Annotated in this window: 23 protein-coding genes; 8 read left to right on the top strand and 15 right to left on the bottom strand. The window is 38.4% G+C overall.

Translation table 11 applies throughout. From position 1 onward, the window contains the following. Nucleotides 1-62: 62 nt before the first annotated feature. The 4 genes from C9J29_RS12415 to C9J29_RS12400 form a co-directional block, all read right to left on the bottom strand. Nucleotides 63-3,233: an ATP-binding cassette domain-containing protein gene (locus C9J29_RS12415; protein ID WP_107922251.1), complete on the bottom strand. Its 3,171-nt coding sequence runs from the start codon at nt 3,231-3,233 to the stop codon at nt 63-65. A gap of 133 nt (nt 3,234-3,366) precedes the next feature. Continuing rightward, entirely contained in the window at nt 3,367-3,777 is a 411-nt protein-coding gene (locus tag C9J29_RS12410; protein ID WP_008177618.1) for an SRPBCC family protein, read from the bottom strand. Beyond that, nucleotides 3,774-4,100: an ArsR/SmtB family transcription factor gene (locus C9J29_RS12405; RefSeq protein ID WP_036125832.1), complete on the bottom strand. Its 327-nt coding sequence runs from the start codon at nt 4,098-4,100 to the stop codon at nt 3,774-3,776. Before C9J29_RS12405 ends, C9J29_RS12410 begins: the two co-directional genes overlap by 4 nt. A 226-nt stretch (nt 4,101-4,326) precedes the next feature. Next, a complete protein-coding gene (locus C9J29_RS12400; RefSeq protein WP_089986537.1) occupies nt 4,327-5,013 on the bottom strand; it encodes a Dph6-related ATP pyrophosphatase in 687 nt (228 codons plus the stop codon). A 213-nt stretch (nt 5,014-5,226) separates the two neighbouring features. On the opposite strand from C9J29_RS12400, the gene C9J29_RS12395 reads away from it, so the two are divergent. Together C9J29_RS12395 and C9J29_RS12390 are read left to right on the top strand one after the other, a co-directional pair. After that, nucleotides 5,227-5,724: an NUDIX hydrolase gene (locus C9J29_RS12395; protein WP_107922250.1), complete on the top strand. Its 498-nt coding sequence runs from the start codon at nt 5,227-5,229 to the stop codon at nt 5,722-5,724. A gap of 4 nt (nt 5,725-5,728) precedes the next feature. Then, nucleotides 5,729-6,385 carry an HAD family hydrolase gene (locus C9J29_RS12390; RefSeq protein WP_115648600.1) on the top strand — a complete coding sequence of 219 codons (657 nt, stop codon included), beginning with the start codon at nt 5,729-5,731 and terminating at the stop codon, nt 6,383-6,385. A 47-nt stretch (nt 6,386-6,432) separates the two neighbouring features. Here C9J29_RS12390 and proS read toward each other — a convergent pair whose 3' ends face one another. The 4 genes from proS to C9J29_RS12370 all read right to left on the bottom strand — a co-directional run bounded on the left by proS (nt 6,433) and on the right by C9J29_RS12370 (nt 10,812). Further along, nucleotides 6,433-7,869: a proline--tRNA ligase gene (proS, locus tag C9J29_RS12385; RefSeq protein ID WP_043990353.1), complete on the bottom strand. Its 1,437-nt coding sequence runs from the start codon at nt 7,867-7,869 to the stop codon at nt 6,433-6,435. A 336-nt stretch (nt 7,870-8,205) separates the two neighbouring features. Continuing rightward, nucleotides 8,206-9,921, bottom strand: coding sequence for a putative bifunctional diguanylate cyclase/phosphodiesterase (locus C9J29_RS12380; protein WP_237068830.1), 1,716 nt, complete (start codon nt 9,919-9,921; stop codon nt 8,206-8,208). Between the two features lie 384 nt (nt 9,922-10,305). Beyond that, a complete protein-coding gene (locus C9J29_RS12375) occupies nt 10,306-10,476 on the bottom strand; it encodes a transcriptional regulator (protein ID WP_090001522.1) in 171 nt (56 codons plus the stop codon). A 186-nt stretch (nt 10,477-10,662) separates the two neighbouring features. Next, complete coding sequence (locus C9J29_RS12370) at nt 10,663-10,812, bottom strand: hypothetical protein (RefSeq protein WP_008177633.1); 150 nt, start codon at nt 10,810-10,812, stop codon at nt 10,663-10,665. Between the two features lie 207 nt (nt 10,813-11,019). Between C9J29_RS12370 and C9J29_RS12365 the strand changes: the two genes are divergently transcribed. Next, on the top strand, nt 11,020-11,928 hold the full coding sequence (locus C9J29_RS12365; RefSeq protein ID WP_107922248.1) for a copper amine oxidase N-terminal domain-containing protein: 909 nt from the start codon (nt 11,020-11,022) through the stop codon (nt 11,926-11,928). Between the two features lie 54 nt (nt 11,929-11,982). Here the strand turns inward: C9J29_RS12365 and C9J29_RS12360 are convergent, their stop codons facing one another. The 3 genes from C9J29_RS12360 to C9J29_RS12350 all read right to left on the bottom strand — a co-directional run bounded on the left by C9J29_RS12360 (nt 11,983) and on the right by C9J29_RS12350 (nt 14,266). Then, entirely contained in the window at nt 11,983-12,498 is a 516-nt protein-coding gene (locus C9J29_RS12360; RefSeq protein ID WP_090001526.1) for a DinB family protein, read from the bottom strand. A gap of 53 nt (nt 12,499-12,551) precedes the next feature. Then, complete coding sequence (locus tag C9J29_RS12355; protein WP_043990366.1) at nt 12,552-13,514, bottom strand: tyrosine recombinase XerC; 963 nt, start codon at nt 13,512-13,514, stop codon at nt 12,552-12,554. A gap of 338 nt (nt 13,515-13,852) precedes the next feature. Continuing rightward, nucleotides 13,853-14,266: a hypothetical protein gene (locus C9J29_RS12350; protein WP_107922247.1), complete on the bottom strand. Its 414-nt coding sequence runs from the start codon at nt 14,264-14,266 to the stop codon at nt 13,853-13,855. Between the two features lie 75 nt (nt 14,267-14,341). Here C9J29_RS12350 and C9J29_RS12345 point away from each other — a divergent pair, with 75 nt between their 5' ends. From C9J29_RS12345 to C9J29_RS12335, 3 genes are all read left to right on the top strand, one after another. Next, entirely contained in the window at nt 14,342-15,832 is a 1,491-nt protein-coding gene (locus tag C9J29_RS12345) for a circularly permuted type 2 ATP-grasp protein (RefSeq protein WP_107922246.1), read from the top strand. Continuing rightward, entirely contained in the window at nt 15,786-16,751 is a 966-nt protein-coding gene (locus C9J29_RS12340) for an alpha-E domain-containing protein (protein WP_083796498.1), read from the top strand. The genes C9J29_RS12345 and C9J29_RS12340 overlap by 47 nt, the downstream gene beginning before the upstream one ends. 61 nt (nt 16,752-16,812) lie before the next feature. After that, a complete protein-coding gene (locus C9J29_RS12335; RefSeq protein ID WP_008177642.1) occupies nt 16,813-17,667 on the top strand; it encodes a transglutaminase family protein in 855 nt (284 codons plus the stop codon). Nucleotides 17,668-17,719: 52 nt separating this feature from the next. Here C9J29_RS12335 and C9J29_RS12330 read toward each other — a convergent pair whose 3' ends face one another. Continuing rightward, entirely contained in the window at nt 17,720-18,595 is an 876-nt protein-coding gene (locus C9J29_RS12330; RefSeq protein ID WP_107922245.1) for a tyrosine-type recombinase/integrase, read from the bottom strand. A gap of 357 nt (nt 18,596-18,952) precedes the next feature. Here C9J29_RS12330 and C9J29_RS12325 point away from each other — a divergent pair, with 357 nt between their 5' ends. Further along, nucleotides 18,953-19,747 (top strand): enoyl-CoA hydratase/isomerase family protein, encoded by a 795-nt coding sequence (locus C9J29_RS12325; RefSeq protein ID WP_107922244.1) that lies wholly within the window; start codon nt 18,953-18,955, stop codon nt 19,745-19,747. A 46-nt stretch (nt 19,748-19,793) separates the two neighbouring features. On the opposite strand, the gene C9J29_RS12320 is transcribed toward C9J29_RS12325, so the two are convergent. Continuing rightward, nucleotides 19,794-20,609 carry an ATP-binding protein gene (locus C9J29_RS12320; protein ID WP_008177645.1) on the bottom strand — a complete coding sequence of 272 codons (816 nt, stop codon included), beginning with the start codon at nt 20,607-20,609 and terminating at the stop codon, nt 19,794-19,796. Nucleotides 20,610-20,891: 282 nt separating this feature from the next. Between C9J29_RS12320 and C9J29_RS12315 the strand changes: the two genes are divergently transcribed. Then, the gene (locus C9J29_RS12315) at nt 20,892-22,067 is read left to right on the top strand and encodes an aminotransferase class I/II-fold pyridoxal phosphate-dependent enzyme (protein ID WP_089986546.1); all 1,176 of its coding nucleotides are present in this window, start codon (nt 20,892-20,894) and stop codon (nt 22,065-22,067) included. A 43-nt stretch (nt 22,068-22,110) separates the two neighbouring features. Here the strand turns inward: C9J29_RS12315 and C9J29_RS12310 are convergent, their stop codons facing one another. Both C9J29_RS12310 and C9J29_RS12305 read right to left on the bottom strand, forming a co-directional pair. Continuing rightward, complete coding sequence (locus C9J29_RS12310) at nt 22,111-22,476, bottom strand: cupin domain-containing protein (protein WP_043990359.1); 366 nt, start codon at nt 22,474-22,476, stop codon at nt 22,111-22,113. A 70-nt stretch (nt 22,477-22,546) separates the two neighbouring features. Beyond that, the gene (locus C9J29_RS12305) at nt 22,547-23,746 is read right to left on the bottom strand and encodes an AI-2E family transporter (protein WP_008177648.1); all 1,200 of its coding nucleotides are present in this window, start codon (nt 23,744-23,746) and stop codon (nt 22,547-22,549) included. Nucleotides 23,747-23,772: the final 26 nt, after the last annotated feature.

Raw genomic sequence — 23,772 nt, 5'->3', positions numbered from 1 at the left:
TGGAAAAATTAGTACATAAAAAACCCATTTGCAATTGGCAAATGGGCTTCGAAACGAATACTTTAACGATTATGTTCAAGGAACTGATAAACCGCCATCATTTCTTGCTTATTTAACTCTCTAATACGATTGAAAATAGGAATTTGCGCCACTGCTTCCAAGTGGTTTCCTTCCGTTACAACATCACTGACGATACCCGTTAGCCATGTATGTACGTCAATGTCTTCGATAATTGCCTTTTGGCCCTCATCATTAATACCAGTTGCACCACAGCTAACACATGGAACCGTTAATTTATAGACACCGTCATGTAGTCCATCCTCCGTTAGAACCTTTTTCCCCTTACAGAATGGACATGGATGACTCCCTTTCACTTTATTGATTTGCGTCACTATTTTTTTATAGCCGAAAGCTTCATAAACATACGTCAGTTTTTTATATTTACCATTCGTAAAATATTGATCAATGATGGTGTCTCTCGTTTCATAAATATTCGGGAAATCACAAATTGTTACTTGGTTTTTACGGCTGATGGCAGCAATATTATCTTTGATTTTATCCCAGAATGGTAATGTGTTTTGCAGAACAATCTCGTAGCCAACAAAGCTGGCAAGCTCTAATTCCAGCATTTTCAGCGATACTTGCGCTTCTCTTGGCAGTAATGAAACATCCTGTATCAATGACATATCACTGCCTACAATGGCTTTGATTTTGTCAAGCTGTGGTAAATCGCCTACTAGTTTGATGACCTCATCAATCGGTTGACGGATTATTTCTCGAATATCCGTGTCACCAAAGCGTAATTTCTTTTGGTGATTAAGGACAGAGCCATGACAAATTGGGCAAGGGACCATCTCTCTTGTTTCCTTCATTTGCTCTTTAATGATGGATTTAGAGATGACCATATAACGGCCAATAATAAAATTAAAGCCTTCCCATTTTTTCGAGGATTTTGTTGCTTTATCATAAAATGATTTGTCCCAATAACCATATAAAAATGTATGCTTTTCATCTTCAGTCATATCATTATAGCTCTTACTGATGTCTTGACCCAGTTCATTTTTGATCTCTTCAAAAAGGAATGCTAATTTTGAATGTTGGTAGTATTTAAGAACATCCATCACCTCTGGATACAATAAACCGTCCCAGAATGGCACATTTTTATGTTGAATGACTAAATCAAAATCGAACTCTTCAATCTGTAATCGACCCGAACAGCTAGGACAATGATTTTCTTGGCTAAAGAAATCAAAGCTTCTCGTATCCTTATTCGTCGGATGAGCAGCCACAATATGATTGATGAGACCACCTATTTCATATAGAAAACTATATTGGCTGTATAAATGTCTTTCAAGATCAATCGCAATGACAGGCGCAATCTTATTCGATTCATATTCACCGTAAATTAGACGGGCCATTGATGAGAGGCTTTTTAAGATGCCACCTTTGTATATATTTTCGGCATGTTTAAAATAGCGAATAGGATTGTCTTGTAAGTAATGAATACCCTTTTTCGATGCTAATGTAGATGTGATTTTTAGGTCAGTGGTGCTTTTCGTATGGTGCGATTGTTTAAAATATGCTTCATGATCCACTACATCAAGATGTGTCACTGGCCCCTGCTGTCTTTTACCAAAGTCTACAATATAATCAGAGCTTTCAAGCATGTAGGCATTATGCTCAATCATGACAATGGTGATTGAATCATCTTTCAGAATATCCCTAATACTATCAATAAATTGGTTTAAAATATTTTGTGATAATCCTTTAGAAGGCTCATCAAAAATAAACAGTGTATGAGGATTTCTCGTATTGGCGAACAGCTCTGACACTAAATGCACACATTGGAATTCACCGGTTGATAGAGTTTGTGTTTTTCTTTCCAGCGTTAAATAGCCTAGACCAAGTTTGATGAGCAAGCTTAAACGTTTATGAGCAATATCTTCCTTTGGGAGTTCCTCGATAATATCTTCAATCGAGCGTTGAAAAATATCATCGATTTCCTCACTATATTTGGTCAATTTCTTTTTAATATCAAGAAATGTCGCAACAGTGGATCGGCTTGTAATCGATTGATTTCGATCTTGCCCAACCATCACTAATTTATCTTTTGGATAGCGCTTTACAAAATCCATTGCAATACACTCATTAACTAGTGTTGATTTTCCACAGCCAGACTCTCCTGTGAAGGTGACAAGTTGATTTTGTGGAATTTCTATCTCGTCTATCTGGATATTGCGGCAATGTAGGTCACGGAATTGATAGAAGGTCTTTGGTTTTAGCTGACTACGTTCCCAATAGATAGCCTGTGGTCGAGGAGATTCCTCTACGATTTTTCCTCCGTATTTTCCACTCCCTGGTCCAAAGAATTGATGCTTATCTGCTGTATCTAAAACCGTATCCGAATGATCAATGAGCCAAATTTGATTTTTAGAGCCAAGTCGTTGAATTTGCTCTAAAATTTTCAAGAGTGTATCATGGTCAAGACCTACGGAGATTTCATCAACAATAATTACCGTATTTTCGCTTGTTGCCATAAACTCAGCTAAATACAGCCTTGTTAATTCTCCACCTGATAATGTGCCCATAATACGATTTAATGTTAAATAGCCAATATTCATCTGGATAATATTTTGAAGAATATGTTGTTTCTCTTCACTAATCTTTAATTCCGCTGATAAGGAATAGATCGTTTCGACACTTAATTGATGGATATCCGAAATACTATATTGTCCACCTCTTACTGTTAGATGGTGCTGTTCTACTTCCTCGCTATAGCGCTTCCCCTGACATTTTTTACATTCAACATTTTTCGTCGTCCCACGCCCTTTACACGTCGGACACCAGCCTAGTGCATTATTGAAGGAGAAAACTTCTGGAGATAAAAGAAACTCTTCGGCTAATCGATCACGTATTTCCTTAAATACACCTGTATGCGTACCGATTGTTGAACGTGGATTCGTAGAAATGGATGATTTCCCTAGAAAAAGAACTAATGGCATATCCTCCATTTTAATGGCACTAAAATTCGTTTCCATAATCGCTGGAAACAAATATTGATATTCAGCTTTAGGTAATAAAGAAACAAGACGTTTTTTGGATTCTTCCCCTATTGTTTGACAAAAAGTAGTTTTCCCTGACCCAGACAAGCCTGCAATGCCAAGGGATAGATCTTCGGGTAAGACGACATTTAAACGGTTAATATTGTTGGCAATAAGTTGATTAATCTTCATTCTGTTTTCCTTCCGTGTTTACTATTTTTCAAAAGGACACTATATTTACCTATGAAGAGCAACCTTCAGAAAATGAAAGAACACAATTCATTTGAAGGAATTGCGCTCTTTTTCATAAAGGTTGATTCAATTACTAGGCTAATACTTTTTCAAGCTGACTACCCATGTTAGTCCAAGCGTATTTAGCTCCTTCAATTGCTCCTTGACGAGCTTTTGTTTCTTCACTAAATCCACCTTGATCGAGATGTAACTGAGTTGTCCCATCAGATGCTTGTGTTAATGTCCATGTTACGGTTGTTGTTTCACCCGCACTTGTCCAAGTGTAAGATAGTTTGTGTGGCTCTTCAATTTCAAGTACCTCACAATCGACAATACCATCCCACCATTCATTTGGCTCAGCTCGGAACTGGAATTTATGGCCAACAATCGGCTGAAAATCATTGCTCCAAATCCATTTTGCAAGTGTGTCCGAATCAGTTAAGGCATGCCATACTTGCTCGATGGAACTTGTAAATTTAAAATCTAATGCTACATCTGGTTTCATTTGTCTTCCCCCAATAATAAATGTAATTTTGAAATTCTTGCTTTCCAAAAATCTTCGTATATCGATATCCAATCTTGTATTTCTTTCAATGGAGCCGCATTTAGCCTATATCTTGTTTCCCTACCCTCTTTTCGAGCGATCACAAGACCTGCGTCTTTCAGGATAGTTAAATGTTTTGACACGGCAGTACGTCCCATATCAAAGTGAGCCGTTAATTCGTGAAGCGGTAACTCATCTGCCTTAGCTAATAAATTAATCAATTGGCGTCTTGTAGGGTCAGCAATGGCTACATACACGTCACGCTCTTGATGATTGTTATTCAAAACCACCACCCTTTCTATTAGGACACTAAATGGTGTCCTAATTATAAGACACCGTTTAGTGTCTAGTCAATTATTATTTTGGACATTTTGCTTTGGATTTTATACTTATAAATACAAAAAACACAAAGGTGAGCTCCTTTGTGCTTGTATTTATGATGATTGTCTATGGATATTCTGCTTTAGACAAGCCATAGAACAGGCATCCATCGATGTTTTTAGGTTATTTTTAAGCAAGTTCTAATGGTAAAAATGCATATTCCCCATCTCGAATAATAGAACATGTACGAACCTTGATGGGATATTGGAAAAGAGGTCCATCAATCACTGTTGTATGGAATTCTCCCCCTTCTCCACAAGGGTCGATATTACGTTCTTCCAGTTCTTTAATATAATCAGGGGTAAGTACTCGTCCTAAATCCTCTTCTGTCATGCCTAATAACAGATTAACTGTCACCACCATCGTAACAAACCCTAAGCGAATAAACTCATCAACAGCATCCCGATGATTCATCTCCCATAACGGCATGCCAAGCTTTAATCCAGCTTTTTTCGTCACCTCATCATGCCAGCAGCCGTGTGCAGGCATATCTAAATCGCCCGTAACTAACACCTCTGCCCCTAGATTTTTCGCATTTTTTAAAAGTTCGATAAATACATGTTCATAATCCGTCCAACTTGCCCCAGCCGTATAGACTGGCAATCCAATAGAATCGGCTTGAGCCTGTATAAGCTCAGGTGGCATACCGTGTGATCGAGAACGTTTCCCTTCCTCCTCCAGCATGACAATCAGACCTATCGCTCGTCCCACCTGTGATGCTTTATATAAAGCTAATACACTATCCTTTCCCCCACTAAATGAAGCGATGAATGGATGATTTTTCGCATTATTTTTCCAGCCAGTTGTTTCTGTCATTTCTATATCTCCTTTTACTGTCCATGAAGATCAATCCTTCTTGCACTCTTATTAGATAGTCGCTAATAAATTGGCTTCTTTCACCTAGGTTATTGATTATTTTACATGATAGAGATGTAGGATATCACCCCTTTATTTTATCACAAGCATGCTAAGAATCTGGATATTTATGTTAAGGTATAGGTAACGGTTGATGGAAAAAGGAGGAATGTTATGAGTGATTATGTAAAAGCACTAAGACAACAGGTTGGGACAATGCCTCTTATTTTGGTAGGTTCAACGGTCATTGTCTTGAATGACAAGAAACAAATTCTTCTCCAGCTACGCTCAGATATAAAAATGTGGGGTTTACCTGGAGGAGCGATGGAGCCTGGTGAAAGTTTAGAGGATACCGCTAGACGTGAACTGTTTGAGGAAACTGGCCTACATACTTCCCAACTTCGTTTGATAACGATGCTATCTGGTCAGCAGGATTATTTTCACTATCCAAATGGAGATGAAGTTTATGGGGTAACGGCCGTCTTTATGGCAGATCAAATAGATGGACAGCTTGCAATGGTTGATGGTGAGAGTTTACAGCTAGCCTATTTTTCTTTAGATGCGTTGCCATCTAATACCGTCAAGAAAGCAATAGATATTATCGATACCTATTTATTAAAGGAAAGCTTCATTAATAAGATGATAGGTCGTGACTTCGTTGAACGGTTTTAAAGCAATGTTATTTGATTTAGATAACACCTTACTTAATAGAGATGAGGCAGTTGATAGATTGTTTTTCAAGCTAGTAAAAATGTGTTACAGGGATGTCGATCATACGTTAGAAAATGAAATGCGACAACAATTTAAAGTATATGATGGAAAATACTTTGGTCAGCATGATAAAACCGATGTTATCGCATCATTTTTTGATGAATTTCCGCCGCAAAACGGCATGCCGAACCATGCTATTCAAGACTTTTGGAATCTTCACTTCCCTCAATGTTTTGCTGTTCATCCGGATACGATAACGTTCATTCATCGTATAAAGCAGCAAGTGAAAGTGGGCATAATTACAAATGGCTCTGTAGAAAGACAAAAAGCTAAAATAGCCTACACAAATTTAGATCGCTGTTTTGATACGGTCATTATTTCTGAGGAAGTGGGATTTAGTAAACCAGATAAGCGTATCTTTGAAGTGGCCTTAAAAAGACTTGATGTCAATCCAGAGGAAACTCTTTTTGTTGGGGATGACTTAGAAAAGGATATTGATGGGTGCCAACAGGCCCATATAAAGGGCGTCTGGCTTAATCCAGACATGCGCAAAAATGACACTGCTATCCAGCCATATGCTGAGATTCATACGTTGGAGCGTTTGGGAAGCTATTTCAAATAAAAGAACAAAACCCCTGAGTTTTCGCTCAGGGGTTCGTGTACGTATTATTAATATGCTTGGGCAAACCAAACGGTATGTTTTGCTTCATTTCCACAGCAAATACAAGTCGTTTTTGTTGTTGGTGGATTGAATGGAATATTGCGAGTCGTGTATTTCGTTTCTTCCTTCACTTTTTCCTCGCACACATCTTCCCCACACCACCCAGCAAGTATCCAACCTGGAATAGTGCCGTTTTCCTTAGCTATTTCAATGTGCTGCTGTAACTGTGGCAGTGTATCAATTGTTGAATGAGTATGTGCCTCTCTGAATCGACGAGCCTTCTCAAGTAAACGTGTTTGCATCGTCGTTAATTCTTCCTCAATGGCTGCCACAATAGTTGATAATTCAATCGTCTGTTTGTCATCCTCATCACGTGCTTTCAGTAAAGCTTGATTATTTTCAAGATCACGTGGGCCTAATTCAATACGAACAGGCACTCCTTTTAGCTCCCATTCATTAAACTTAAATCCTGGCGATTGGTCTGAATCATCCAGTCGTACGCGAATCCCCTTCGCTTTTAATGCCGCAAAAATCGCATCCAGCTGCTCCATAATTTGGGGATTCTTTTTCCAAGGTCCTACTGGAATTAAGACCACTTGAGTTGGAGCAATTCGTGGAGGTAAAACTAATCCTTGCTCATCCCCGTGCACCATAATGACAGAACCAATTAAACGTGTGGATGTCCCCCAAGATGTTGTGTGTACATATTCGTGTTGATTGGCTTTATTTAAATATTTTATGTTAAAGGCTTCTGCAAATTTTGTTCCTAAATAATGAGACGTACCTGCTTGCACAGCCTTCCCATTTTTCATCATTGCCTCAATCGAATACGTATCGACTGCTCCTGCAAAACGTTCTGATGGCGTTTTTTGTCCATCATAAACTGGAATTGCTAGAACTTGTTCCACCACTTCTTTATAAATCTCAAGCATTTGCATCGTTTCTTTACGTGCATCTTCCTCATCCACATGAGCCGTATGCCCTTCCTGCCAAAGGAATTCTGAGGTACGAATGAAAGGCAATGTTTTCTTTTCCCAACGGAAAACATTGGCCCATTGATTAATGAGAACTGGTAGGTCACGGTAGCTTTTAATCCAATTTGAATAAAGATGGCCAATCATTGTTTCAGATGTGGGACGAAGTGCTAAGCGTTCTTCTAATTTTTCACCTGCTGCTTCTGTCACCCAAGGAAGCTCAGGTGAGAACCCTTCAATATGATCCTTTTCCTTTTGGAAAAAGGATTCAGGAATTAGCATAGGAAAATAGGCATTTCGATGGCCTGTATCTTTAAAACGACGATCCATTGCCTCCTGTATATGCTCCCAAATTTCGTAGCCATCTGGTTTAAAGGCGATGCAACCACGAACTGGCGTATAATCCATTAAATCTGCTTTTTGAATGGTTTCGATATACCATTTTGAAAAATCCTCTAGTTGTTTTGACATTGTGCTTACCTCCATTTTTTGTAAGTATTCTATTTGATGAATAAAAAAAGCACAAAGCTGTCCTTGTATAAAGGACGTCTTTGTGCTGGACCCGACGTGGTACCACCTTGAATTTAGCTTTAAGCTAATGCTTAAAACCCTCTAGCGTTTAGTAACGAAAACGACTCGGTTATGTTTTTCATAACTTCTCCGTGGTAGGTGTTCAGTAAAGAAGCGGTGATATAGCTCTCAGCAAATGCTATATTTTCTGTTTCACTATTCTTACTTACTTGGTCACATCATCAAATTGTAATTTATATTATCTCTCACTTTAGCAAAATCATTCATAAATAGCAATTAATAACTGGAACTATTAGTGAACGACTGGACGATTAAATTTGTAAAATCCTCTACAGAAAGAGGCTTACTAAAATAATAGCCTTGAACATACTCACAGCCATGCTCACGAAGTACGTTTAATTCAGCTTCTTCCTCGACACCTTCCGCAACTACTTGTAGGTTGAGCGCATGAGCTAAAGAAATCATGGCGGAAATCATCGCAATACCTGATTTTTCAGGTACGATATCACGAACGAAAGCACGATCAATTTTAAGTACATCCACAGGGAATTTTTTTAAGTAATTTAAAGATGAATAGCCTGTCCCAAAATCATCTAATGAAATCGTAATTCCAAGCGCGCGCAATTGATTAATCGTATTAATTAAATCTTCTGTATAATCTAGCATGCTCATTTCTGTAATTTCAATTTCTAATAAATGTGGGTCAATGCCTGTTCCCGCAATGACTCCCTTCACCATATCTACAAAGCCTGAAGTACTTATATGAATCGGTGAAATATTAACAGCTACTCGTAATCTGAGATTATGTGATTCATTCCAAAGTTTAGCTTGTGCACAGGCTTTACCTAGCACCCATACACCAATATCATTAATTAGTCCACATTCTTCAGCAAATGGAATAAACCGATCTGGCGGGATATGCCCCAATTCGGGATCATACCAGCGCAATAATGCTTCCATACCAATAATTGTGTCTGTTTTTAAGTCAATTTTAGGCTGGTAATGTAATTCTAAAAGATCCTTTTTTAAAGCTTGATGTAATTTTGTTTCTAGTAAAAGCCATTTATCGTTCGCTTCATCCATATTGTCACGGTAGAGGCGATATTGATTTCCTCGCGTAGATTTAGCAGCATACATCGCAATATCAGCATTTTTCAGTAATTCTTCTACAGTGTTTGCGTGATCTGGGAAAATACTAATGCCTATACTAATACTTGCATAAAATTCATAGTTATCTACTACAAAGCTTTCATTAAAGACACTAATAATTTCCTTGGCCATTTCCTCTATACGATTGACATCATTTAAAATCATGACAAATTCATCACTATTGTGACGATAGAAAGAATTAGAGGTATAATCAATATTCCGTAAACGATTGGACATTTCCACTAAAAACATATCACCGATAATATGGCCAAGCCCATCGTTTATGTGTTTAAAACGATTCACATCAATGAAAAATAACGCAAACTTTTCTCCTGTACGTCGAGATTGATGGAATTCATTTTCTAAACGCTGTTCTAATTTACGACGATTTGGTAGCCCTGTTAATTCATCGTGATAGGCTATGTGGGTAATTTTTTTAATATCCTTTTGCGCTGTAATATCGACGCGTATTGCGATATACTGATAAGGCTTTCCCCGCTCATCGAGGAATGGGAAAATAGTAGTCTTCACCCAATATAAACTGCCATCTTTTGCACGATTGCAAACCTCGCCATTCCACATCTCACCATTACCGATTGTTCTCCACATCTCTCTAAAGAAAGATTTAGGATGATAGCCTGAGTTCAGTAAACGGTGATCTTGGCCTACTAATTCTTCACGCGTATACTTCGAAATTTTACAAAAATGATCATTAACAAAAGTAATTTTTCCGGTACGATCTGTAATTGCCACAATAATGGAACTATTCATAGCGGAAAAAATATCTTGCAATTCTTTAAGACTGTAGTTCATTTGATTACTACTCGGCGTGACATTCATCATTTTCATTCTCCATTCATTAAAATATGAAGGGTTTGGTACTTTTGCTTTATTTTACAGCGAGGTATAAAGTTGTGGTATATCGCCCTTTTTTCTGTAATTATATTATAGTCTTAGAAAAGCAGTTAATTCAACCCAAATATGAAATCATTCAAGTCAAGGTTGGGATAGTTTTTGATATAAAATACAAATATTAGTTATTATTAACACTCTAAAATGTCTAATCTTAAGATTTTTGAATACTTTTGTACTATTGATAGTATTTTCCTTAGGCTATTTCTCCATTAAATACAAAATACTAATAACTTATAAATTTATCAGATTGTAAAAATGATCAAACAAAATGCCTTACTGTCACTCATAAGCAGCAGTAAGGCATTTTAATAGCTAGGAGACCCCATATTCTATTGATCCTCCAGATGTTTTAGCATGCTCATTATAAGCATTTAACTGCTCTTGTGATAAATTTAAAATATAATAGTGAAAATTGATGGGCTCTAATCCATGCTCCTCACACATATGTCGATAATATTCATAGCCTTCTCGATAATCAGTCATCTTTATTTCTCCCTTTCACTTGAACTACTTTTCCTTGTACGTATAATATCGTTACATCTCTACTTTATAAATCAACGAATTTTCCGAAATCTTTTTTTAGAAAGATGAAAGCCCAGTCCATTTTACTTAGTATGGCTGGGCTTTTCATAAAATATTCGCGTCGGCTTCCGTCATCTCCATATTCTTTTAAATCCCTAATTGTTTTGCTTGCATATTATAAGCGGAAAGTTGCTTCTGGGATAACTGTAATACATAATAGCGGAAAGAAATTGGTTCTAATCCATAACGCTCACACATTTCACAATAAAATTCATATCCATCTCGATACTTTGACATTAAAAATTCCTCCTTAGTCGAATCTGTTTTATAACAGTTGTTTTTATTTTTATTTAATATATAACAGATTATGATGGACGTCAAGTGCTTATGACAGAAAAAATCATAAACGCTTGCATCGCTTTGCAAGCGCTTATAAACGCCCAAAATATGGAGTTTTTGGTATTCAATGGAAAATAAATTTTAGAACGGAGGGAAATACACAATATGAAGAACATCCTAGCAGGAATTATTTTAATAGTAGGTTGGGGAATGATAGCCAATACCCCTGTATTTGCAGCGCCTCTAGCAAAGCCAGCAGTAGAGAATAGGCCAATCGAAGTTGTTGTCAATGGTGAATTTATCAAGCTGGATATACATCCACTAATGGACCGCCATCATCTTTTCGTTCCCATCCGTGCCCTTGCATCACTTGGACTTTCCTATAGTTTTAATGCTAAAACTAAAATGACAACCGTGCAAAATAAAAATGGCGATTACTTAAAAATCACTGCCAATAGCCATTCCGCCTCTAACAATGGACAAGATGTACAAATGGAGGTGCCTGCGCAAAATCGCGAAGGCCGTATCCTTGTTCCTCTCAGATTTGTCTCTGAATCTTTGGGATACGACATATATTTTGAACCCATTCGTCAATTCGTTTTCATTAATGCCAAAGACTATTCGTTTGATTCGTCTATATGGGAGCAGGAGGATCTTCAAGCAGCGCGCAAAGCTGCTATTGCTCTACCTATTAAGGCTGATTTTAAAACACTAGGCACATTTGATGGACATCGCTTACACAGTTATACCTTTCCTATCGGTCGAGCAGATGTATATTATTTACTCGATGGTATATTTACATTTGTGGAAATTAAAAAAGGTCAGGCCATTGCCATTGGACAGCTTTTCCGTGAGCGAAGAGTGCCATCTATAGCCGCAGGGAATATTTCACCCGATATGAGTTTAGATACTGATCCCATCCTGGAACCCTATAACTATGGAAATGTGCTTTTTACTGAGTATGAGGACGGTACAGCTAAAGCTATTTACACTGACAAGACCGGACATTTTTTAGAAAAGAAAATGAAGATGGACATTTATTCAGACCTTATACAAAAGCTTCCTGATCAATGATCAATCGCAAAAAACAACCCATCTATCTGTTGAATGGATAGATGGGTTTTCAAATTAATTTGATGCCTGTTGCCAGCTATTTTTTATTTCCTGAATTTGCAGGATATGACGTTGCTCATGGAGATAAATTTGCTCAATCCATTGATCTAGTGGACATTCACCAAGAGCTGGATGCTTCATAGTGCGCTTTGCTAAAGCATCAGCGTCCTCAAGGGTTTCTAAAAACCCAAGAAATTCTTCTCTTGTTGTTGCTAGCAATTCCACCATCTTTTGAACATGGAAAGGATCTTCCGAAGGCTCCACTATGCTTGGCGCTTGAAATTTTCGTGTACGGTCTAACAACAGCTGCATATCCTTTCGTTCAGGAGACGATTGTTCCTGTGATTGTAAGCCCCATGTAACAGCCTTCTTTGTAGCTTCCTCTACTAAAATCAAATGATGACAAATTTGTGCTATACTCCAATTTTGTGCATCTGGCTTGTCATTAAATTCGGTATCACTTAAATGATTAATTTCCTGAAGTAATTGCTCTCTTGTGGCATCAAATTGATCCTTTGCAAGTATAATCATACGCTACCCCCTTCATTCGTTATACCTTTATATTCGACAGAGATAGGTGAAAATCATCTTTCATGCACCATATTAAATGGATTGTTTTCTAAAACCTGCTGTAACTGTTCATCCTCAATATGTGTATAAATTTGAGTGGTTGCTACACTTGAATGCCCTAAAATATGCTGTAAGCTCCTAATATCAGCACCAGCCTTATACATCATTGTTGCCGAAGTATGGCGCAGCTTATGTGGTGTAAGTCGCTCCTTTTGAAGACCTGATTGCTGATTAATACGCTTCACGATTTTAGCAACAGTTTGCCGTGTAAAACGTGTTCCCTTTTGGGAGACAAAAAGAGGCTCATCTCCGTTTCCTTTATATGGTGTTTTCCCACTATTCTCATAGTCTGCTAGTGCCTGCATGCAGCTATCATTCAAGTAAACAGTACGCTCCTTATTGCCCTTCCCGACAACGGTTAAATGACGTCCTTGTATAGAGGTAATATTAAGCTGGCATAGCTCTGTCACACGAATTCCTAAGTTTAAGAAAAACATCATCATACAATAATTTCTTGGCGATGCCTGATTAGCAGGTATGCCATCTATAAATTGTGTAGCTTCTTGAAAATTCATATAGATGGGTCTTTTTCGACCAATTTTCGGTGTTTCTAATTCCTCTGCTGGGTTTTCCTCAATTAGTCGCCGTTTCCCTTTTAAGTATTTGAAAAAGGATTTTAATGTCGCAACCTTCCGTGCCCTTGAAGCTGCAGAATTTCCACGCTGTACCTCACAATACTCCATAAAGTAATAAAGGTCCTCCAGTGTAATATCTCGAATTTCTTCTATTGTAATGGTGGCAATATCAATGACTGCTAAATTTTCTATATCCAGATCCTCCTGGACAGCTGTATGGAAACGGAAAAATAAAGTCAAATCATATTCGTATTCTTTTCTTGTGCGCTGGGACTTTCCTTTGATGGTTGTTAAATATACAAGAAAGTCCTTCATGATTTTTGGTTGTTTTGATTTTTGCATCACAATCACCTCTATTTGCTCTATTTTACCATAAAAAACGTTCCCAAATATAAATTTGGGAACTTTATTGAAAAAACAAGCTACTTTTCTATACTAAAGAAACATATGTTCGATATATACAAATAAAAAAAGATCCCCTTTTTATATAGAGGACCTTCTACTAAATAAGAAAAGAATTGTGACAGTTTTTGGTTTTTAGGTATAAAGTTGACGTTCGATGAATATTAAAATCTAGTATACTTCTATTGCTTTGTGAGGCGACTCGAAAAACAGAAAGGTGGGTAACTACCCATGTCGATTCGTCTCACAACACGCATGGTATTATTTGGAAAAATTGATTATTTTACAAAAACCGAGTATTTCTGATCAGCTTGTTTTGTAAGAGACCAGTTCGTCGATAACATTTGCTGTAGTTTTGTGACCGTTTCCTCATCACACATCAAATGTTGGATACCAGTTTCTAAAATTTGGTAATCTACCCCTTCTTCTAGGTTAAAGCGCAGGTGCAATAAACGTTGGATGCCAGGCAATGTTACATACTTGATTCGATAATGGCCATGTAACGCATCTAAGAACTCTTGTTCGCCATCCTGAAAAAGTGCCATTGTTTCACTAAATTCATAGTTTGGTACTTGTTCCTGCCAAGCTGATACATCCCCCGCCCGTAAAGCACGTAAGATCTCCTCGTCTGAAAAATTTAATTTAGAAAGTTTATCAAGTTCATAAGCTTGCATTAGATTAATGATTGTCATGAATGTTAGCTCCTTTTATGTATTTACTCACAGTGTACCATGTTTTTATTACTACTCAAATTCGGAGGGATCCATATGATGAATTTATATGATTCTAGTCTGTTTTTCGATGAAATGTTTGATGGCAATCAACCGAAGCCCCATTATCGATCTTTTCATCATAAGCTATCCATTTTTTCGCAGGAGCAACTCGAAGAGAAATATCGTCAAGCCCAAGCAAGCTTTCTCAGACAAGGAATTACTTTTACGGTCTATGGTGCACAAGATGGAACCGAAAGGACCATGCCCTTTGATTGCGTCCCTATCATTATTCCTCAAACACAATGGGCAATTATTGAGGAAGGTGTCAAACAACGTGTGGAAGCACTGAATTTATTTTTACAGGATGTGTATGCTGAACAAAAAATAATCCGTGATGGTTATATCCCTAGACAGCTGGTAGAAAAGAATCCATATTTCTCGCCAATCATGCTGAGACTTAAGGTTCCAATTGCTAATCATATATTTTTAGCAGGTATTGATTTAATACGGGATGAAAAAGGTGACTATTTCGTGCTGGAAGACAATTTACGGAACCCTTCTGGTATTTCTTATGTGTTTGAAAACCGTGACGTCATGAAGGAAGTGTATCCAGAATTTTTTTCCAAGCATACCATTTTATCACTTGATAAGCAGATGGCTAACATGAAAAAAGCACTGCTTGCCCACCGCCCATCTACTATGGATGAAGGGCGAGAACCAAAAGCTGTGCTACTAACAGCAGGAATGTACAACTCTGCCTATTATGATCACTTATTTTTAGCTCAGCATTTAAGTATTCAACTGGTGGAAGGCCGCGATTTAGTCGTACAGGATTTAAAGGTTTATATGAAAACCATCTATGGTTTACAGCAAATTGATATTATCTATCGCCGTATCGATGATGATTTTTTAGATCCGGTTGCATTCCGTGAGGACTCTTTATTGGGTGTCCCTCATTTAATGGCAGTTTACCAAGCAGGCAATGTGGCCATTTTAAATGCTGTTGGCAATGGCGTGGCAGATGATAAAGCGATGTATGCCTATGTCCCTGAAATGATTCGTTATTACCTACAGGAAGAGCCAATATTACCGAATGTGAAAACCTATCATTTAGAAGATGAGCAACAGCGAGCGTGGGTACTGGAGCATATTCAGGAGCTAGTCATAAAAAATGTGAGTGCATCCGGGGGCTATGATATGCTGATTGGTCCCCATGCAAGTGAGGATGAAATTACTTTATTTAAGGACAAAATTATGATGCATCCATGTCAATATATTGCCCAGCCAACTATCAAGTTGTCTAGAGCGCCATCCTTTCAAAATGGACGATTCTATCCTTGCCATGTGGATTTACGTGTGTATGCCATGAAGGGTGAGGATTGTTATGTATTGCCAGGTGGATTATCACGAGTGGCCTTACAAGAAGGTTCACTTGTGGTCAATTCATCACAGGGTGGTGGTGCTAAGGACACATGGATCTTAAAGGAGGAGTTGAAGCATGCTGAGTCGAGTAGCCGACGCGTTATTTTGGATGGCACGGTATAGTGAACGCACACAAACCAATACACATATATTACAGGTACAGCTGTTGAATATGTTGGAGCAATCTGGGCAAGAACATGATTATATTGATCATTGGGAGGCTGTATTAAATATTTGTGCCTCAAAGGAGGAGTATTTAGCCAATTATACAGCTATACGTGTTAACCCATTAATTGATTATCTTCTGTTTTCTGAGACAAACGGCAACTCTCTCCATACTACATTACGCGCCATTCGAGAAAATGCCCGAGTTACGAGAGATCGTATACCTGCTGAGCTATGGGAAATACAAAATGCCTTTTATTTAACTAAGCAACAGGACATACTAACAATGGATCGGCCTATCCCATTAATTGATCTTCAAGCTTTTTTACAGGAAGTTCGGAAGACGTTGTGGATGGTGACTGGATTAATTGAGGGCACGATGGATCGGGATCTCCCCTTTTATTTCATGCAGATTGGGAAATGGCTGGAAAGAGCTGAAAAAACAATGCGGATGACGTTAATTATTCTCGAACAACAGAAAATAACAGGACCATCCCTTCATGAAATGGATGGTACATTTCTATTGGAGCTTGCTGCCGCAAAGGAAACATTTTTGCAGAAGCACCGCCAAACCAATCTCTTAATGGTCATTCGATATTTATTGCAGGATGAACATTTTCCTTGCTCGATCATGTTTTGTCTGAAAAAATTAGAAGAAGCTCTCAAGTCCATCGAGCATGATCCTTTGTCGTCAAGATGTTTAACGCTTCATTCGACCATCAAAAGCTTCGTCCTAGCAATCGATCATCATGATTTTTGGTCAATGAGCGTTGAGGAAGCCATCACAATAATGGAGGAAAGATTGAGTCAATGGATTGCCTTTAGCGAAACATTCTCGACAATCTATCATTTATATGAACCCAGCATACAACCTTGAAAGGAATCCATCACAGCTCCCTTTCAACAGGCAAGTCAGTAAGCAGAAGGAAGCGGACACAATGAAATTTGAAATTCAACATACAAATATTTTTCAGTATGAGTCTGAAGTCGATCAAAGCTTAAATACGATTCGTTTAAAGCCGCGGAGTGATGAGCGTCAACGCTTGTTATCCTATCGAATTGCAATTACTCCATCCTCTCTTACCCGTGAGCATACGGATATTTGGGGAAATACAGTAGGTTCATTTTATATTCCTGAGCAGCATCAAGTACTAGAAATTCATACATCGTCGATTGTCAGTATCCAGCGTGCGCCATTTATTCACCGCATTCAATATTCGCCCGAAATGCAGACTATTTTTCACTCACAGCTATTTTATGAACATTATCTTCCCTATTTAAAAACAACTCATTTTACGTATATGACAGAACAACAGCTGGAGGAAGTTTTTCATGCAATTGGCCATGCTGAAAATCCTGTGCTCTTTTCGCTTAATTTAATGCAATACTTATACTCTAGCTTTGAATATGATCCTTCAGCAACAGATGTGGGTACAACAGCCAGTGAGGCATTTGCCCTAAAACGCGGCGTATGCCAGGATTTCACTCATGTTATGCTAGGTGTATTGCGCTCTAAAGGAATTCCAGCACGTTATGTTAGTGGGTATTTATATGTCGATGAAAATTCAGCTCTCGTCGGCGATATTGCAACACATGCTTGGGTAGAAGTAATGATACCTGGTATTGGCTGGATTGGTCTTGATCCTACAAATAATGTGGAAGTATTAGAAAACCATATTATTTTGTGTATTGGTCGAGATTATAGTGATATAAGCCCTGTTGAAGGGGTTTATTCAGGAGGCAAGCATGATTTAACCGTAAAAGTAAGTGTCAAAGCATTGAATCACTTATAAGAAATAATGACATGTGCAGGAATGGTGACATACGCAATTGCTGCACATTTTTTTATTCAAAGCGCTGTTGTCTTTCTGTTAGTACCCATTTGCGAACATAGCCCATTTCTTGCTGAATATGTTCCAGCGTCTTCTCTTCCTGAAACGCCCTTTGCATAACGGTATAACGTAAATCGGTAGCTCTGACGTTTTTTCCAATATGTTTAGACATCGTTTGAAAAATACGTTCTACTGTCTTCGTCGTAATCGGCTTTGTCATGCTTGCCTCACTCACCCACACCCATTCCTCTACCTTTTTGTCATGCATGGATTCTGTTTCTTCCTTATAATGTCCTAGCATGTCCATAAGTAAGGGCGAACACTTTACCTCACGGCGTCCGTTCCGATTGGCAATAAAAAGAGTTGATTTTTCCCTTTGGAAATGCGACCATTTCATACGTACAAGCTCTGCTGGCTTACAACCTGTTTCCATCAAAACTTGAACAATACAACCATTCCGCCTCGCCAGCCATGCATGCTCTGCTGTTTTTGCATATTGAAAATAAGTTGGCCAAACATTAGTCATTTGCCCGATTTGCTTATTTGTAAGTACTTGTAACGCCTCTTTTTGCCTTTTTCTCGGCTGTAAAATATGTTGATAATCAAAGGGCTCCATCCATTCTCGTAAGAAAATAAAGTCTACAAAGCCGCGCATTGTTGCTATTTTATGATTAAACGTATTGATATTGCTATAGGTTTCCTTTATATCGTGACAATAAATTTGTAATAACTCTTGAAATTGGTGATCAACATACAAGTAATTTTTTTCATGGGCGAAGGATAAAAAATGCTGCCCGTCCATATTGTACTGCTTCATCGTTGCTGCACTTTTCTTTAATGACTGCAACAGCAAAATATATCTGTTCCACGCGTCCTTGAGTGTGATCATTCGATCCCTCCTTGTTTGCTGAGCGGTAATTATCTTCATTTTACTATATATTCGGTGCGTATGTTCTTATTTTTAATATTAACTTATAGTGTCGGATAATCTGTAGTCAAGGTTCATACCCGCTCCCATCCTTCAAATGCTTCTTGCATAATTAAGAAACAAATGTTCGACTTTTAGTTTCTCATACCTTTTGCTTTCTTACAATAGTAAATTGCGTTCCTTTGTTGTAGAACAATGCTATTATTCCACCTATTTTTGTATAACAACGCAATTTTATATGAAAATTCGTATAATTTCGTGTTTATCGTTCTTTGTACTATATAATAAAGGTATAAACAAATTAGGGGGTTCTCTAAAATGCAAGTAAAGACGACTCGACTGGAAGCAGAAGATGCAAAAATTATTTATCAAGAAACTGCTGGGCTAGCAATTATTACGATCCATCGACCACAAGCGAAAAATGCATTAACCGCAAATATGTGGGACCAATTAGCAAAAATTGCCCTACAAGTATTAGATAATCCTAAAAATAAAGTCCTTATTCTACGCGGCTCTGGACAAAATTTCACTGCTGGCTCTGACATTAAAGAATTTAATGCCATCTCTCTCGACAAGGCTGAGGAGGCGTTTATACATATGGAAAAGACCATTTCCACTATTGAGCGTTTGCCGATTCCTACAATTGGTGTGATTAATGGGCCTGCCATGGGGGCTGGGTTGGAATTAGCGTTAGCCTGCGACATCCGTATTGGCTCCGATAAAGCCAAACTCGGCATTCCTGTTGGTAAATTGGGGATCACCTTAAATAATAAATTTGCACAGCGTTTAGTACAGCTTGTCGGCCCTGCTACAACCAAGGATTTAGTATTCACAGGAAGAATGTTTAAAGCAGAGGAAGCTTACAAGCTTGGGATGCTCAATTATCTTGTAGCAGAAAAGGATTTAAATAAATACATGATCCGCATGGGTAAGCTTGTGGCGGGGATGTCTCCTGAATCCTTACTGGCAGTAAAGCAATCTGTCCAAGAATGCCTGGATAGTGTTCCAGCCTTATGGCAAGGCTCCATGCCATTTGTCGGCAATGATTTTGCAGAGGGTTGCCGAGCATTTGTTGAAAAACGCCAGCCACTGTTTACGCGTCAACCTAAATAAAAAACAGGTACTCTTCTCGCCCTATCGCGACGGGAGTACCTGTTTTTTATGACTTTCTCTTCTGTATTCCGGATTTAGCATGAACATGGATAGCATCCAATTCATAGCCAAAATGCTCATAAAACTCTGTCTGAACTGCATGTTGTAAGTTATATAATCGTTCTGCCAACGGATAATCGATCGGTAGCCTTACCTGTAGGGACAATATAGCTTGGACATGTTCACCTAGCACGAATTGGACTTGCTCCACCTTTTGCACAAAATCTTGCTGTTGACAGCAATACGTAAGTAGTTGGACATACACATGATGACTAATCTCAATATACTCCCGTTGAAAATCAGGACGAACAATGGTTGTTTCCCCTATCTTTTCACGTTTTGTTGAAAAAATCTCCATTCCCTTTAGCACCAGTCGCTTAAAGAAGTTTTGCTCAACTTGTCGATAAGGGATTGGCATGACATGCTTCCCTTGCGTTTGACGAATAAAACGAGCTTTTTGAATGTCCTTAAAGGAACGAACATCTTCCACAGCATAATAATGCTCGATAGCCCCTAGCTCCAGCTGCTTTGCAATACTGTTTGTCATTTTCGTTGACGTCCCTATAAGTAAAATAGATTCCACTCGGTGGGTCGCTAGCGCTTTCTTTACGGCATCACGATGCTCTTGATCCGTAAAAATGGCACGCCTAACAGCGGTAATTGTATTTTTTTCAAATTTGGCAGAAACTCCTGCGACTCTCACGCCATTGACAATGAGTAATCCATCATCGATAATCGCCTGTACGCCAATTTTATGGGCAAAAGATAGAGCACTAGTGCTTTTTCCTGTGCCACTCGGTCCACTTAACGAATATACCTTCAAAGCCCTCACCCCCCCTTATGCTAATGATAGCAGGTAGATCCATCGATTCGTACCTTAATTCTCACTGAAAAGCTATATAGTAAGTATAATACAACTTCTAGATTTACGGAATTTACAGTAGGTTTCCCCAACATTAGGCAATCCATTTTCGCTAGCCTATGCGCACATCCTCTACATTATATAAATATTTTCTTTTTTCAGAATATCTGCCCCTTTCTGTGCTTTAGTATGATAAAATGTGAACTACTATTCTGTTATACAACTACAAGGAGTGTACTAGTCTTGAAAATCGTACCATCTAAAAAAATGTCTTTATTTACACCAGCAATTTTCGGAGATTTGAAAAATTTTGCGAGAGAGCAGCAATCAAAGGGCATGACCCTGATTGACTTAAGCTTAGGAAGCCCAGACCTTCCCCCACATGCCAAAATTCGTGAACATCTATCTTATCGAGCAGGTTTAGCTGAATCGTATGGCTATACACTTACAGGCACACAGCGTTTTTATGAGGCAGTTAGTCGCTACTATAAGCGCCGTAGCCATGTTGATTTAGATCCCGCTACTGAAATCATTCAAACGATTGGCTCTCAAGAAGGCTTAGTGCATCTTCCAATGGCCTTTTGTGATCCAGGAGACATCGTGCTATCGACAAACCCAGCTTACGTTGCGTATGACGCAGGCATTCACTTAGCTGGTGCAACACCCTATTACATGCCTCAAACAGCTGACAACAACTATCTTCCAGACTTAGACGCTGTTCCAGAAGATATTGCCCAAAAAGCAAAGCTATTAATTTTAAACTTACCAGGAAACCCAGTACCAGCGATGCCATCCTTAGCATATTTTGAAAAAGTGATTGCCTTTGCTAAAAAATATAACATCATCGTTCTGCATGATGCAGCCTATTCTGAGTTTTATTTTACAGGCGATGGACCAATTAGTTTCCTTGCTACCCCAGGTGCGAAAGAAGTAGGAATGGAAATTAACTCCCTTTCCAAAAGCTTTAGTTTGGCAGGAACACGTATTGCCTATATCGCAGGAAATGCTGAAATGATCTCGATCATAAAGCAATTAAAATCAAATTTAGATTTCGGTATTTTTGAGCCTATTCAGGATGCAGCTGTTGTTGCCCTCGATCATGCTGAAGAAATTACGGCAAGCTTACGTGCAACCTTCTCTGAGCGTCATCAAACACTGATGAATGGCTTACAGGCACTAGGTTGGGACGCAGCACCTTCCAACGGTGGTATGTTTGTTTGGGCAAAATATCCATATGATATGGACTGCACAGAACTTGCCTTTAAATTGATCGAGCAGGTTGGCATTGTGACCGTTCCAGGTACTGTATTTGGAACCGCAGGGCAAGGTTATTTGCGCTTAGCACTCGTGCAGCCAGCGGAAATCCTTCAGGAAGCAGTCGATCGTTTAGCGCAAGTTCAAGTACTACAAGAAAACTAACATAGAAAACCCTTCTAACAACAAGCTAGAAGGGTTTTATTAATTAAATCCAAACATCATTTTCAGCAGTAAGGACAGATTTTTCCTCACCCGTATTCACTACCCCTGCAGGCTCTACAAGCAAAATTTTACACTCGGCAGCGGCGTAAGGTTTGTGTTCAACTTGGCGTGGTACGACAAACATTTCCCCCTCCTTTAATCTAACTTCTCCATCACGGAATTCGATGACAAGCTCCCCTTCAATAACAATAAACACTTCATCTGTATCATCATGTTTATGCCAAACAAAATCTCCTCTTACTTTAACAAGTTTGAATTGATATTCATTCATTTCAGCAATTACCTTTGGTGACCAGTGCTCTTGGAATTTAGCTAATTTTTCTTGAAAATTAATTGGTATGTATGTCATTCCCTTTTCCCCCATCCTTCATCTCGTATTAAAAATACAGCTACTGTCAAGCGGCAGTAGCTGTATCTTCTTATACATCATATTTTTGGTGAACGTCGTCCTCGTACCGGTTATAGCGCTGTTTAAATAGCTTGAATAGATGAGTCACAAGCACTTTAAAGATTGCGTATCCTGGAATCCCCAAAATGACACCCGGTACACCAAATAACGAACCTGCCGTTAATAATACAAAGATAATTGTAATCGGGTGAATACTGAGCGATTTCCCCATAATTTGTGGAGAAATGAATTTTCCCTCGATTAACTGCACGATTGTCCATACAATCGCTAGCTTAATCAGCATCAATGGTGATGTGACAAGAGCAATAATAACGGCTGGTGTGATGGCAATAACAGGACCTAAATAAGGCACCACACTTGTAATCATCGCAAGGAAGCCGAGCAATAAAGCATATTTCATACCAATAATTAAGAAGCCAATCGTTACCATTGCACCAATACACATTGATACTAAAATTTGCCCTTGTATGTAAGAACTAATTTGCTTGTCCATATCATGGAAAATTTCAGTCACTTCTTTACGCATACGCGGTGGGCAAACTTTCAGCATAAATTTCGGTAACTTTTCGCCCTCTTTCAGTAAATAAAACAGAATGAATGGTACGGTTACAAGCGATAGAACAATGCCTGTTAACGTTGATAGGAAGCCCGTAATACCGGATGCGACACCTTGTGCTATATTTGCAGCTGTATCCTTCACAGTTTTCACCATATCTGTAGTGAAGTTTTTAACCACTTCATTGTAGTCAAAATTAATTTTATCTAAATAATCGTTAAAACGTGAATGATTAAAGAATGCAACAAATTTTTCCGTAAACTTCATAAAATACTCTGGGAATTCCTGTACAAGGTTCGTGAATTGGTCACGTAAAAACGGATAAACCAACACAACAAGCAGTGTAATGACACCAATGACCGCAATGTAGAGTATTAAAATACCCCAAATTCTCGGGATACGCCATCTAACCAAGATCGCCAACAATGGACGTAATAAATAGTAGCCAATGACGGCTAGTACCCCTGGTAAAATGACTACTTCAAATAATACTTGAAGCGGAGTAAAGATAAAGGAAACTTGATTAAACATAAAAATAACACATGCAACTAATAATAAAATAACCAGCGTAAATAATAGGTTTCTGCCACCTAAGAAACGAATAAACTTGGTTGCTAACAGGTTTGAACGTTCTTTTGGTCTTTCTTTTTCCATATATCCACCCCAATCAAAAAGCTCTA

Origin of the sequence: Lysinibacillus fusiformis (genome assembly GCF_003049525.1) — a bacterium.
GTDB classification, from domain to species: domain Bacteria; phylum Bacillota; class Bacilli; order Bacillales_A; family Planococcaceae; genus Lysinibacillus; species Lysinibacillus fusiformis.
Note: the sequence above shows the minus strand (reverse complement) of the source record. Positions and strands in the feature narration are given on the sequence as shown.

Coding starts and splice junctions, on each gene's coding strand:
- C9J29_RS12375 (WP_090001522.1), bottom strand. CDS start 10,476: ATGACTGATTATCGAGAAGGCTATGAATATTATCGACATATGTGTGAG.
- C9J29_RS12400 (WP_089986537.1), bottom strand. CDS start 5,013: ATGACAGAAACAACTGGCTGGAAAAATAATGCGAAAAATCATCCATTC.
- C9J29_RS12390 (WP_115648600.1), top strand. CDS start 5,729: ATGTTATTTGATTTAGATAACACCTTACTTAATAGAGATGAGGCAGTT.
- C9J29_RS12360 (WP_090001526.1), bottom strand. CDS start 12,498: ATGATTATACTTGCAAAGGATCAATTTGATGCCACAAGAGAGCAATTA.
- C9J29_RS12380 (WP_237068830.1), bottom strand. CDS start 9,921: ATGATGAATGTCACGCCGAGTAGTAATCAAATGAACTACAGTCTTAAA.
- C9J29_RS12305 (WP_008177648.1), bottom strand. CDS start 23,746: ATGGAAAAAGAAAGACCAAAAGAACGTTCAAACCTGTTAGCAACCAAG.
- C9J29_RS12410 (WP_008177618.1), bottom strand. CDS start 3,777: ATGAAACCAGATGTAGCATTAGATTTTAAATTTACAAGTTCCATCGAG.
- C9J29_RS12355 (WP_043990366.1), bottom strand. CDS start 13,514: ATGCAAAAATCAAAACAACCAAAAATCATGAAGGACTTTCTTGTATAT.
- C9J29_RS12350 (WP_107922247.1), bottom strand. CDS start 14,266: ATGACAATCATTAATCTAATGCAAGCTTATGAACTTGATAAACTTTCT.
- C9J29_RS12335 (WP_008177642.1), top strand. CDS start 16,813: ATGAAATTTGAAATTCAACATACAAATATTTTTCAGTATGAGTCTGAA.
- C9J29_RS12310 (WP_043990359.1), bottom strand. CDS start 22,476: ATGACATACATACCAATTAATTTTCAAGAAAAATTAGCTAAATTCCAA.
- C9J29_RS12345 (WP_107922246.1), top strand. CDS start 14,342: ATGATGAATTTATATGATTCTAGTCTGTTTTTCGATGAAATGTTTGAT.
- C9J29_RS12395 (WP_107922250.1), top strand. CDS start 5,227: ATGAGTGATTATGTAAAAGCACTAAGACAACAGGTTGGGACAATGCCT.
- C9J29_RS12365 (WP_107922248.1), top strand. CDS start 11,020: ATGAAGAACATCCTAGCAGGAATTATTTTAATAGTAGGTTGGGGAATG.
- C9J29_RS12415 (WP_107922251.1), bottom strand. CDS start 3,233: ATGAAGATTAATCAACTTATTGCCAACAATATTAACCGTTTAAATGTC.
- C9J29_RS12340 (WP_083796498.1), top strand. CDS start 15,786: ATGCTGAGTCGAGTAGCCGACGCGTTATTTTGGATGGCACGGTATAGT.
- C9J29_RS12330 (WP_107922245.1), bottom strand. CDS start 18,595: ATGATCACACTCAAGGACGCGTGGAACAGATATATTTTGCTGTTGCAG.
- C9J29_RS12370 (WP_008177633.1), bottom strand. CDS start 10,812: ATGTCAAAGTATCGAGATGGATATGAATTTTATTGTGAAATGTGTGAG.
- C9J29_RS12325 (WP_107922244.1), top strand. CDS start 18,953: ATGCAAGTAAAGACGACTCGACTGGAAGCAGAAGATGCAAAAATTATT.
- proS (WP_043990353.1), bottom strand. CDS start 7,869: ATGTCAAAACAACTAGAGGATTTTTCAAAATGGTATATCGAAACCATT.